Raw genomic sequence first — 11,543 nt, forward strand, 5'->3', positions numbered from 1 at the left:
GCGCATCAGCTCGGTGAAGCCCGCGCGGACCTCGCACATCACGGCCGCGCCGGTCCGGACCGCGCAGCGCGCGGGCTCCGGAGGCGGGTTCCGTCCCGTCGTCGTGGGCCTGCTCGTGGTGGTGCTGCTCGGGGGCGGTGGGGCGGCGGGATACTTCCTGCTCTACAAGCCCCATCAGGAAGAGGCCGCCCGTGCCGCCCTTCCGGCTGCTCCCGCCGCCGTGCCCCCGGTGGTGCTGGCCGCGGTGAGCAGCTGGAAGCTCCAGTTCCTGGAGCTGATCGGCACCAGCGCGGAGCACCTCGCGGCGGGTCAACAGCAGCTCGCGAAGGACCAGCGCGTCGCGTACGCGGAGGCTGAGGAGTCCTTCCAGCAGGCGCTGCTCCTGGACCCGCGCAGCACCGACGCCATCGTCGGCTACGTGCAGGCGCTGGCGCTCGGACGCGGTCCGGGCATGGACGACACCTCCTTCCAGGAAGCGCGCGCCCTCATCCAGGCCGCCGAGGACATGGCCGGCAAGACGCCCGCGCTGCTCGTCGCGCACGCGAACCTGCTGCTGGCCCGCGCTCGCGTGGCGGGCAACCTGGAGGAGGCGACCACGCTGGCGAAGGCGGTGCTGGCGCAGCCCACGGCGCCCGACGCGCACAAGGCGGAGGCGCACCTGGTGCTGGGCCGTGCCCAGGTGGCCACCTCGCGCGAGCTGGCCAACAAGGAGTTCGACGAAGCCCGCCAACTGGCGCCGGGCCTCAAGCGCGTGGACTACTACAGCGCGCTCGCCCACGAGCAGGCCGGACAGTACGGGCTGGCGCTCAAGATGCTGGGCCGCCGGCTGGAGTTGGATCCGCAGGACTGGGACAGCCTGGAGGCGTCCGCCCGCATCTACGTGGAGGTCGGGGAGACGGGGCGCGCGCGCAAGCTGTACGAGGACCGCGTGAAGGCGAACGCGGGGGACGTGCGTGCGTCGCTCGCGCTGGCCGTGCTGCGCTACCAGGCGGAAGGCGATGTGGCCCTCGCCGTGCGTGAGCTGCGGGCCCTGGCGAAGAACGTGTCCCGCTATGGGGCTCGGGATGCGTCCGAAATCTGGGGACACCTGGCCGCCGCGGAGCGCACCGCGGGCAACGCCGCCGGCGCGGTGAAGGCCGCGGATGAGGCCCTGAAGCTCGTGAAGGACCTTCCGGAAGCCCACCTCCAGTTGTTCCTGGTGGCGCTCGCGCGCAAGGATGCCGCGAAGGCCCGTGAACACCTGAAGGGCTTCCAGGGCCGGTTGGAGGACTCCGCGCTGGAGCAGGTGCTGGAGGGCCGGGTGCTGCTGCTGGAGCAGAATCCGGCTTCAGCGCAGGAGCACTTCCTCAAGGCGGGGACGCTGGATGATCGCCGTCTGGACTCGCAGCTGCTCGCGGGCGTGGCGGTGGCCAGCGCGAAGCAGCGCGAGGAGTCCTTCCGCCTGTTCTTCGGCGTGCTGGAGGCGCGCAAGTGGGACCCGATGCGGCTTGCGCCCCGCCCCGCGCTGACGCGCTTCTGGCTGCGGCCCAACGACACGCTGGTCGGGGTGGAGGGCGTGGTGCAGGCCCTGAGCGCGCGCCCGGACGACGTGCAGCCGGTGCTCTACGAGGGGCTCGTGCGCTACTACCAGGGCGACCTGCAGGGCGCGGATCGCCAGTTCCGCGCGGTGGTGGAGACGGGCGTGAACAACGGCGGCGCGCTGGCGTACCGGGCCCTCATCGCGCTGGACGCGAAGTCCGCGCAGGCACTCCCGCTGGCGGAGAAGGCGGTGGCCCTGGAGCGCAGCCTGCCCATCGCGCGCCTGTCGCTGGGGCTCGCGCAGGCGGTGGGGGACGTGGAGCTGGCGAAGCGCACGGTGCGCTCCGTGTTGGAAGTCTCCCCGACGATGCTTTCGGCGCAGACCCACCTGGCGGCGCTGGAAGTGGCGGCTCAGCCGGACGTGGCGCGCGCGATGCTGCTGAAGGTGGTGGGACTGGATCCCGCCTACTTCCCGGCCAAGAAGCTGCTGTTCAAGCTGGACGAGCGAGGTTGACGTGAAGGTCCTGTTGCTGGGGTCGGGCGGCCGCGAGCACGCGCTCGCGTGGAAGCTGGCCCAGAGTCCCCGCCTCTCGCGGCTCTTGTGTGGTCCGGGCAATCCCGGCACGGCGAAGTGCGGCACCAACGTGGCCCTGCAGGCGGACTCGCCGGAGGCCGTCGTCTCGCTGGCGCGCCGCGAGGGCGTGGACCTGGTGGTGGTGGGCCCGGAGGCGCCGCTGGTCGCGGGCGTCGCGGACGCACTGGCGCAGGTGGACATCCCGTGCTTCGGCCCCGTGGCCGCGGCCGCGCGCATCGAGGGCTCCAAGGCCTTCGCCAAGGAGGTCATGGCGGAGGCGGGCGTGCCCACCGCGGCCTTCAAGGTCTTCACCGACGCGGCCCAGGCGGAGGCGTACGCCGTCCAGCAGGGCCGCATCGTGGTGAAGGCGGACGGGCTGGCGGCTGGCAAGGGCGTCATCGTCGCGCCGGATGCGCAGGCCGCGCGCGAGGCGGTGCGCGCGGTGGCGGCGATGGGCCAGGCCGGCCAGCAGATGGTGCTGGAGGAGCTGCTGGAGGGCGAGGAGGTCTCGCTGATGGCCCTGTGCGACGGCGAGCGCTACGTGCTCCTGCCGCTGTCGCAGGACCACAAGCGCGTGGGCGAGGGCGACACGGGCCCGAACACCGGCGGCATGGGCGCGTACTGCCCGGCGCCGTTCCTCACCGCCGAACAGCTGGCCCAGGTGGGTGAGCAGGTCATCGCGCCCACGCTGGCCGTCCTGCGCAAGCGGGGCACGCCGCTGCGAGGGGTGCTGTACGCGGGGCTGATGCTCACGGCCACGGGCCCGAAGGTGCTGGAGTTCAACGCGCGCTTCGGGGACCCGGAGACGCAGGTCCTGATGATGCAGTTGGATGAAGACCTGCTGCCGCTGCTGGACGCCTGCGCGAGGGGCACGCTGGAGCCCCGGACGCTGGCGCAGAACCAGGGCTCTTCGGTGGGCGTGGTGCTGGCGGCGGAGGGCTATCCGGAGACGCCGAAGAAGGGCCAGCGCATCGAGGGCCTGGAGGCGGTGCCGTTCAACGCGCCGGTGTTCCTGGCGGGCGTGGCGAAGCAGGACGGCGCGCTGGTGACGGCGGGCGGGCGCGTGCTGACGGTGTGCGCGCGCGGCGAGGACCTGGCGAAGGCGCGGGAGCGGGCCCTGGCGTCGGCGGAAATGGTGCGCTTCGAAGGCAAGCACTTCCGCCGGGACATCGGCGCGCGAGGGCTTCGGACGCGGCCGTGAAGCTGCTGGCGCGCTACCTGCTCAAGGAGCTGCTCGTCCCCCTGGGTGTGTGGGTGGCGTTCATGTTCCTGCTGCTGTTCGTCATGCAGTTCCTGCGGGGCACGGACGTGTTGCTGGGCTCGGCGGTGACGCTGAGCGACCTGGGCCGGCTCATCGCGTACCTGGCGCCGCACTTCCTGGTGATGGCGCTGCCCATCGCGTTCCTGCTGGCCATCCTGCTGGGCCTGGGACGGCTGGGGGAGGACCGGGAGCTGACGTCGCTGCAGGCCCTGGGCATCAGCCCGCTCCAGTTGCTCGCGGCGCCGCTGGGCGTGGGGCTCGCGCTGAGCGCGTTCATGGTGCTGCTCACGTCCACGGTGGAGCCCTGGGGGCTCACGGGCGTGAAGGAGCTGGTGGGCGAGGTCATCCAGAAGAACGTCGCGGGCGACGTGAAGTCCGGCGTCTTCTACGAGGACCTGAGCGACCTCACGCTGTACGCGCAGAAGGTGGCGCCCAACGGGGGCGGGTGGACGAACGTGCTGTTGCATGACGACCGCGACCCGAGTTCGCCGCTGCTGGTGCTGGCGCACCGGGGCCGGGTGGGCACGTCGGAGCGCGGCGAGGCGCTGACCATCGAATTGCAGGAGGGCGAGGTGCACCGCGCCAACCGCTCCTCGGTGGACGCCAGCGTCGTCTCCTTCGAGAAGGCGCAGATCAACGTGGGGCTCGGCGGTTCGCTGTCGCGGCGCAACCGGTTCCGTTCGCCCAAGGAGGAGCTGACGCCGGTGGAGCTGCTGGCGGCGGCGAAGGACGCGGAGGAGCGCAAGGACGACCCGCGTCCGTTCCTGATGGCGCTGCACAGCCGGCTGGGCAACGCGGTGGCGCCGGTGGCGTTCGCGCTGCTGGCCACGCCGCTGGCCATCGGCCGCAAGCAGGCGGGCCGCGCCTGGGGATACCTGCTGACGCTGGGCGGCTACGTCCTCTACTACCTGCTCAGCCGCGCGTTCGAGCAGATGGGCCAGAAGGGCCAGCTTCCGGTGCTCGTCGCGGGGCAGCTCGCCAACGTGCTGTTCATGGTGGTGGGCGCGGTGGCGCTGTACCGGGTGACGCGCTCGGGAACGGTGCGATGAGGGGCATGCTGTTCGGCTACGTGGTGCGCGCGTACGTGCGCTACACGCTGGGCATCCTGGCGGGTGTGGTGGCGGTGTTCCTGGTGGTGGACTTCGTGGACCGCGCGAAGGCCTACGGGGGCGAGGGCTGGGTGTGGGACGTGCTCAAGCTCTACGGCTACAAGGCGCTGGTGACGGTGCAGCAGTTGGGGCCGGCGGCGCTGCTGCTGGCGGCGGGCACCACGGTGTCGGCGCTGCGCAAGAAGGGCGAGGTGACGGCGCTCCGGGCGCTCACCTTCGGCCCCGCGGCGCTCTACCTGCCGATTGGCCTGTGCGCGCTGGTGGCGTGCCTGGGCCTGGTGCTCTTCGATGAGACGGTGGCCGCGAGGGCGGGCCGGCGCGTGGATGAAATCACCACGCAGCGCTTCAACCGGTGGGGCGACTGGCGCCTCTACTACACGCCGAAGCAGTGGTTCCGGCGGGGCGACAACATCTTCTTCCTGCGGGGCGGCGACGCGCAGGAGGGCTTCGAGAACGTCTCCATCTTCACGCTGACGCCGGAGTTCAAGCTGCGGCGGCGCGTGGACGCGGGGCGGATGCGCTCGCTGGAGGGCAACCGCTGGGAGCTGACGGACGTGGTGGAGCGCACCTTCACCGACGACGGGCGCACGACGGTGCAGCAGCAGCCGAGCGCCGAGTACGAGCTGGGCGTGGGGGCGACGACGTTCCGCATCCGTCCGGGCCGGCCGGAGCAGATGCGCCTGGGGGAACTGCGGGAGCAGATCGCCGCGCGCGCGGAGGTGGGGCTTGCGACGCGGGGCTTCCAGCTCGCGTGGCACAACCGCTTCGCGTACGCGCTGGCGGGACTGCCAGCGGCTTTGCTTGCGGTGGGGCTCGCGCTGCGCACGAACCGGCGGGGACACCTGACAGCGGCCGTGGTGGAGGGCCTGCTCATCGCGGTGGCCATGTGGGGCCTGATGGTGGTGTCGCGCACGCTCGTGCTCACCGAACGTCTGGAGCCCGCCGTGGCGGCCTGGATGCCGACGACGCTGTTGACGATTGCTGCGGGCGCGCTGTGGCTGCGCCGAGAGGGCTTGCTGCACCTGCCGAGGAGGAGGAAGGCGGCGAGGTAGCAGGGCGCACCCTGGTGGAACTCAGCCGCGCAGGAGCCGGCGCGTGTGCCGGGCGAGCTGCCTCTCCTCATCGCTGGGAATCACCCGGACCGGACACGCGGACGTCTGGGCGGAGATGACCTCCGAGCCCTCGTCATTGCGACGCGCATCGAGCGTGATGCCCAGGTGTCCCAGCGTCTCGCAGACACGCTGGCGCACGGGCGCGCTGTTCTCCCCGATGCCTCCCGTGAACACGAGCAGGTCCAGCCCACCGAGCACCGCCGCGTAGGCCCCCACCGTCTTGGCGATGCTCCGGGTGAAGACGTCCACCGCGAGCGTCGCCGCCGCGTCCCCGGCCGCCGCGTCGCGCGTGAGGGCCTGCATGTCGCTGGTCCCCTCCGACAGTCCCCGGAGCCCGGCCTCGTGGTTCACCATCGCCTCAAGCCCCTCCGCGTCCAGCCCGCCCGTCCGCAGCAGGTACACGAGCACGCCCGGATCCAGGTCGCCCGTGCGGGTGCCCATGGGAATGCCACCCGTGGGCGTGAAGCCCATCGACGTATCCACGGAGCGCCCCTGTTCAAGCGCCACGAGGCTCGCGCCATTGCCCAGGTGGGCCACCACCGTTCGCGCGGGGACCACGGGGGCCAGCCGCGCGACGATGGACTCATACGACAGGCCATGGAACCCATACCGCTGCACGCCCTGGTCGCGAACGGCCCGGGGCAGGGGCAGCGTCGACGCGACCGGGGGCAGGGTGGCGTGGAAGGCCGTGTCGAAGCAGGCGAACTGCGGCACGCCGGGGTAGTGCGCCTTCGCGGCCCGGATGAGCGCGAGCGCCGGAGGGATGTGCAGCGGCGCGAAGTGCGTGGCGTCCTCCAGCGTCTTCAACACCTCCGGCGTCAGCACCTGATGCTTGCGCAGCCTGGGACCGCCGTGCACCACCCGGTGCCCGATGGCGAGCGGCTTCTCCGCGCCCACCTCCTCCAGGTGTCGCACGGCCTCGCGAAACGCGTCCTCCTGCGACGGATGCCGCACGTCCACGGCGCGCACCTGCTGGCCCCGTCCATCCTTCAGGACGAGCCGGCCCTGCTCCGCGCCGATGTGGCTCGCGCTGCCCTTGAACCGCACGGTCTCCTGGCCCGAGTGCTCGACGTAGAGCCCGAACTTCAGCGACGACGAGCCACTGTTGATGACCAGCACCGCGCCGGAGTCGCTCATCGCGCGGTCCACTTCCAGTCGCGGACCTCGGGCATGTCCTCGCCGTGTTCCGACACGTAGAGCTTGTGCTGCTGGCGCACCTCGGAGAAGCGCTGCTCCGCGTCGTCCAGCCGGTGGAGCGCGGCGGGCGAGTGCCGGATGGCGGCCAGCGCCAGCGTGAAGCGATCCATGTCGTTGAGCACGGTCATGTCGAAGGGTGTGGTCGTCGTGCCCTCCTCCTTGTAGCCGTGCACGTGGATGTTGGCGTGGTTGGTCCGGTTGTACGTGAGCTTGTGCACCAGCGTCGGGTAGCCGTGGAACGCGAAGATGACGGGCTTGTTCATGGTGAACAGGCGGTTGAAGTCCTCCTCGTTCAGGCCGTGCGGGTGGCTGCTCACCGGCGCGAGCGTGAAGACATCCACCACGTTGACGACGCGCACCTTCAGCTCCGGCGCCCACACGCGCAGCAGCGTCACCGCCGCCATCGTCTCCAGGGTGGGCACGTCGCCCGCGCAGGCCATCACCACGTCGGGGTCACCGTCGTCGTTGCCGGCCCAGTCCCACGTACCGATGCCCGCCGAGCAATGGCGCACGGCGCTCTCCATGTCCATCCACACGGGCGCCAGTTGCTTGCCCGCGATGATGAGGTTCACGTAGTTCTTCGAGCGCAGGCAGTGGTCCGTCACGGACAGCAGCGTGTTCGCGTCCGGCGGCAGGTAGATGCGCACCGTGTCCGCCTTCTTGTTGGCCACATGGTCGATGAAGCCCGGGTCCTGGTGGGAGAACCCGTTGTGGTCCTGTCGCCACACGTGCGAGCTGAGCAGGTAGTTCAGCGACGCGATGGGCTTGCGCCAGGGCAGCTCCTTCGCGGATTTGATCCACTTGGCGTGCTGGTTGAACATCGAATCGATGATGTGGATGAACGCCTCGTAGCAACTGAAGAAGCCGTGGCGTCCGGTGAGCAGGTAGCCCTCCAGCCACCCCTGACAGAGGTGTTCGCTCAGCACCTCCATCACGCGTCCGTCGGCGGAGAGGTTCTCGTCCGTGGGCTCCTGCTTCGCGTCCCAGGCCTTGCCGCTGACCTTGTAGACATCCTGGAGCCGGTTGGAGGCGTTCTCGTCCGGCGCGAACATGCGGAAGTTGCGGGCGTCCAGGTTGTTGCGCATCACGTCCCGCAGGTAGCCGCCCAGCACGCGTGTGGCGCTGACCTCCTTGGAGCCGGGCGTGCCCGGGTCGATGGCGTAGTCGCGGAAGCCCGGCAGCACGAGCGGGACGAGCAGTTGCCCACCGTTGGCGTGGACGTTGACGCCCATGCGCAGCCGGCCCTTGGGCGCGATGTCCGCCAGCTCCTCGCGGAAGGTGCCGTTGGCGTCGAAGAGTTCGCGGGGCCGGTAGCTGTGGAGCCACGCTTCGAGGATCTTCAGGTGCTCGGGGTTGGTGCGCACCTCCTCCAGCGGGACCTGGTGGGCGCGCCAGGTGCCTTCCACCGGCTTGCCGTCCACTTCACGCGGTCCGGTCCACCCCTTGGGGGTGCGCAGCACGAGCATGGGCCAGCGGGGGCGGGTGGGGTCGTTGTTCTCCCGCGCGTGACGCTGGATGCGCAGGATTTCGGCGTGGAGCAGGTCGAGGACCGCCGCCATCTCCTGGTGCATCGTCTTCGGGTCGTCGCCCTCCAGGAAGAAGGGCTGGTAGCCGTAGCCCCGGAAGAGGGCCTCCAGCTCGTCCGCGTCGATGCGCGCGAGCACCGTGGGGTTGGCGATCTTGTACCCGTTGAGGTGCAGGATGGGCAGCACCGCGCCGTCGGTGATGGGATTGATGAACTTGTTGGAATGCCAGCTCGCGGCGAGCGCGCCCGTCTCCGCCTCGCCGTCGCCGACGACGCAGGGGACGATGAGGTCCGGGTTGTCGAAGACAGCGCCGTAGGCGTGGAGCAGGGAATAGCCCAGCTCTCCGCCCTCGCTGATGGAGCCGGGGACCTCGGGCGAGTCGTGGCTGGGGACGCCGTAGGGCCAGGAGAACTGGCGGAACAGGCGCTTCATCCCGTCGCGGTTGCGCTCGATGTTGGGATACAGCTCCGTGTAGGAGCCTTCGAGGTACGTGTTGGCGATGATGCCGGGCGCGCCGTGGCCGGGGCCAATCAGATACATCATGTTGGCCCGGTGCCGCCGGATGATGCGGTTCAGGTGCACATAGATGAAGTTGAGGCCGGGCGTGGTGCCGAAGTGTCCGAGCAGCCGGGGCTTGATGTCCTCCACCGTGAGGGGACGCTCCAGGAGCGGGTTGTCCTTCAGGTAGATCTGCCCGATGGAGAGGTAGTTCGCCGCGCGCCAGTAGGCGTCGATCTTCTCCAGTTCGGCTTCACTCAGCGGACCCGGCATCGGTGTCATCCCCCGCGGAACAAGGCTCTCCGCGCCCCGCAGGGTACCAGACTCCGGCCTTTCCCTATCTTGAAATGCGCATGGCGTGGCACTCCGTGCGGGGCGGCCTTCTGAACGCGAGGACTGGCGGAGCAATGACAGTCGCGTGACGTGACGTCGGGGTCCGGGGCCTCAGTGGGTCGCGGTGACGTCGGACATGTTCACCGGTGTGGTGACGCGCTTCACCTTCGGGAAGAACAGTCCGGCGGAGAACGCGGCGACGGCCGCCGCGCACATGATCCAGAAGTTGATGGAGAGGCCCGTGCCCAGCGCTCCGCTGAGCGTCTCCAGGATGGCGGGAGGCAGGCCGCGTCCGTGCTCGGGCCCGAGCAGCTCGTTGGCCGCGCTCACCGGCACCCGGGGATCCTTCATCAGATGTGTCACCAGCACGCCGCCCATCAACCCCACGCCCAGCGCCCCACCGATGGTGCGGAAGAACATGTTGCTGGCGGTGGCCACGCCGCGCAGCTCCCAGCCGACGCTCGTCTGGACCGCGATGAGCAGCGCGGTGGACGTGAAGCCCAGGCCGATGCCGAACAGCCCCATGGCAATCTCAGGCACCAGCAGCGACGCCCCCGGCTTGAGCAGCAGCGCCATCAGCCCCGTGCCGACCACGGACAGACCCAGTCCCCCGATGATGAGCGGCCGGAAGCCGGTGCGAAGCATCAGCTTGCCGGCGACGAGGCTCGCCAGCGGCCAGCCGACGATCATCGGGGTGATCATCCCGCCCGCCATGGTGGCCGAGCCGCCCAGCACGCCCTGCACGTACAGCGGGACGTAGGTGGTGGCGCCGAACATGGCGGCGGAGAACAGCGCGCCCGCCGTGGAGGAGATGGCGATGGCGGGGATCTTGAAAATGGTCATCGGGATGACGGGCTCGGCGGCGCGCAACTCCACGAACACGAACGCGCCCAGGAGCACGGCGGCGGCGGGCAGGGCGAGCAGCGTGCGGCCGGTTCCCTGCACGCCGAACAACAGGGCCACGACGCCCGCGGACAGGAGCGCCGCGCCCGCGTAGTCGAGCCGGGCGGCCGCCTTTCGCTTCAGCTCCTCCTGGAAGAAGAGGACGAGCAGCCCCATGACGACCACGCCGATGGGGATGTTGATGAAGAAGACCCAGTGCCAGGTGAGGTACTTCACGATGAGGCCCCCGGTGAGCGGCCCCGCGAGTCCGGCGATGCCCCACACGGCGCTGAACGCCCCCTGCACCTTCGCGCGCTGCTCCAGCGTGTAGATGTCCCCGATGATGGTGAGCGCGATGGGCTGCATGGCCCCGGCGCCCAGTCCCTGGAGGACCCGGAACGCGATGAGCATGTCCATCGACGTGGAAAGGCCGCTGGCGATGGAGCCCACCAGGAACAGACCGGTGCCGAAGAGCAGCACGGGCTTGCGGCCGTAGAGGTCCGCGAGCTTCCCGTAGATGGGCACGGTGATGGTGGACGACAGCATGTACGCGGTGAAGACCCACGCGTAGCTCTGGATGCCGCCCAGGTCGCTGACCACCGTGGGCATGGCGGTGGAGACGACGGTCATCTCCAGCGCGGCCATGAAGAGGCACAGCGCCAGGGCGAGGGTGGTGAACGGTCGGTGGGTGGTGCGCATGGCGGGAGGTTCGGACCCGGGCAAAAGGGTCCTGAGTAACGGGTGCCCGTCCGCGTCGCCAGGGTCAAGCGCGCCAGCGCGATTCATGAGGCCCGCGCCCCGGATTCCAGGGCCTGTCCGGGAGGAGGGGAAGCTCGGCGGTGGGTGAGGTAGGGTCCGGCCGCCTCGCGATGCCGGGGCGCACGAATGAGCACGGACTCTCGGACGGTCGAAGGTGGGCGCTGGAGGACCGCGGTCGCCGCGGTGCTGGGGCTCTACGCGGTGGGCCTGGTGCTGGCGGAGGCGGTGCTCCAGGCGGGCGCCATCCTGGCCACGGCGCTGGCGCTGACACTCGCGGTGACGAAGCGGCTGCGGCTGGAGAAGGACGTGCGGGCGTTCGTGCTGGCGAGCGTCGCGCTGTGCGGGTGGCAATTGCTGTCCCCGGCGGTGGCGCTCCTGACGGGGGCGGCGGCGAAGTGGCCCCGGGGCGCGAGGTACGGGCAGGCGCTGGACACGGTGGCGGCGGCGGCGGTGGCCTGCATCGGGACGCTGGGGGTGCCGTGGCTGCTGCTGGGCGGCCTCATCGCGGGAGGGTGGTTGCTGGCGGCGGGGCTGGGCTTCTTCCAGCACCGGGTGCGCTGGCCGTGGGAGCCGCCCGCGTTCCTGAAGCTCAACCTGTCGCGCCTGCATGAGAACTTCGGCACGGAGGAATCCCCCCGGTTCGCGGCGGGAGGCTTCTTCTTCCACCGGCTGCGGTTCGCGCACGGGGCCATCGCGGTGCTGGGACCGGCGCTGGCGGTGCTCGGGCGCTCGCGGGTGACGCGGCAGCGGGTGCTGGCGGGGGCGGTGGTGCTG

The 11,543-nt window shown here is 70.6% G+C and carries 7 protein-coding genes and 1 pseudogene; 5 read left to right on the plus strand and 3 right to left on the minus strand.

Translation table 11 applies throughout. From position 1 onward, the window contains the following. The 4 genes from D7Y13_RS45930 to D7Y13_RS29970 form a co-directional block, all read left to right on the plus strand. A partial coding sequence (locus D7Y13_RS45930; protein ID WP_120630846.1) for a tetratricopeptide repeat protein occupies positions 1-2,032 on the plus strand: 2,032 nt, incomplete at its 5' end. Between the two features lies 1 nt (position 2,033). Beyond that, complete coding sequence (gene purD, locus D7Y13_RS29960) at positions 2,034-3,293, plus strand: phosphoribosylamine--glycine ligase (RefSeq protein ID WP_120585000.1); 1,260 nt, start codon at positions 2,034-2,036, stop codon at positions 3,291-3,293. Then, positions 3,290-4,402, plus strand: a complete 1,113-nt coding sequence (locus tag D7Y13_RS29965) for an LptF/LptG family permease (protein ID WP_120536879.1) — start codon at positions 3,290-3,292, stop codon at positions 4,400-4,402. The genes purD and D7Y13_RS29965 overlap by 4 nt, the downstream gene beginning before the upstream one ends. Beyond that, the gene (locus D7Y13_RS29970) at positions 4,399-5,514 is read left to right on the plus strand and encodes an LptF/LptG family permease (RefSeq protein ID WP_120536878.1); all 1,116 of its coding nucleotides are present in this window, start codon (positions 4,399-4,401) and stop codon (positions 5,512-5,514) included. Before D7Y13_RS29965 ends, D7Y13_RS29970 begins: the two co-directional genes overlap by 4 nt. Positions 5,515-5,535: 21 nt before the next feature. Here D7Y13_RS29970 and D7Y13_RS29975 read toward each other — a convergent pair whose 3' ends face one another. From D7Y13_RS29975 to D7Y13_RS29985, 3 genes are all read right to left on the minus strand, one after another. Then, positions 5,536-6,711, minus strand: coding sequence for an acetate/propionate family kinase (locus D7Y13_RS29975; RefSeq protein ID WP_120584999.1), 1,176 nt, complete (start codon positions 6,709-6,711; stop codon positions 5,536-5,538). Beyond that, a complete protein-coding gene (locus D7Y13_RS29980) occupies positions 6,708-9,068 on the minus strand; it encodes a phosphoketolase family protein (protein WP_120584998.1) in 2,361 nt (786 codons plus the stop codon). Before D7Y13_RS29980 ends, D7Y13_RS29975 begins: the two co-directional genes overlap by 4 nt. A gap of 171 nt (positions 9,069-9,239) precedes the next feature. Continuing rightward, on the minus strand, positions 9,240-10,709 hold the full coding sequence (locus D7Y13_RS29985) for an MDR family MFS transporter (RefSeq protein WP_120584997.1): 1,470 nt from the start codon (positions 10,707-10,709) through the stop codon (positions 9,240-9,242). 186 nt (positions 10,710-10,895) lie between these two features. On the opposite strand from D7Y13_RS29985, the pseudogene D7Y13_RS29990 reads away from it, so the two are divergent. After that, positions 10,896-11,543 (plus strand): annotated as a pseudogene (locus tag D7Y13_RS29990) (O-antigen ligase domain-containing protein); the annotation flags it as partial.

Origin of the sequence: Corallococcus praedator (assembly GCF_003612125.1) — a bacterium.
Taxonomy (GTDB): Bacteria; Myxococcota; Myxococcia; order Myxococcales; family Myxococcaceae; genus Corallococcus; species Corallococcus praedator.

What these genes read in the sequence shown, in the direction of transcription:
- D7Y13_RS29970 (WP_120536878.1), top strand. Translation starts at nt 4,399, where the DNA reads ATGAGGGGCATGCTGTTCGGCTACGTGGTGCGCGCGTACGTGCGCTAC.
- D7Y13_RS29975 (WP_120584999.1), bottom strand. Translation starts at nt 6,711, where the DNA reads ATGAGCGACTCCGGCGCGGTGCTGGTCATCAACAGTGGCTCGTCGTCG.
- D7Y13_RS29980 (WP_120584998.1), bottom strand. Translation starts at nt 9,068, where the DNA reads ATGCCGGGTCCGCTGAGTGAAGCCGAACTGGAGAAGATCGACGCCTAC.
- D7Y13_RS29985 (WP_120584997.1), bottom strand. Translation starts at nt 10,709, where the DNA reads ATGCGCACCACCCACCGACCGTTCACCACCCTCGCCCTGGCGCTGTGC.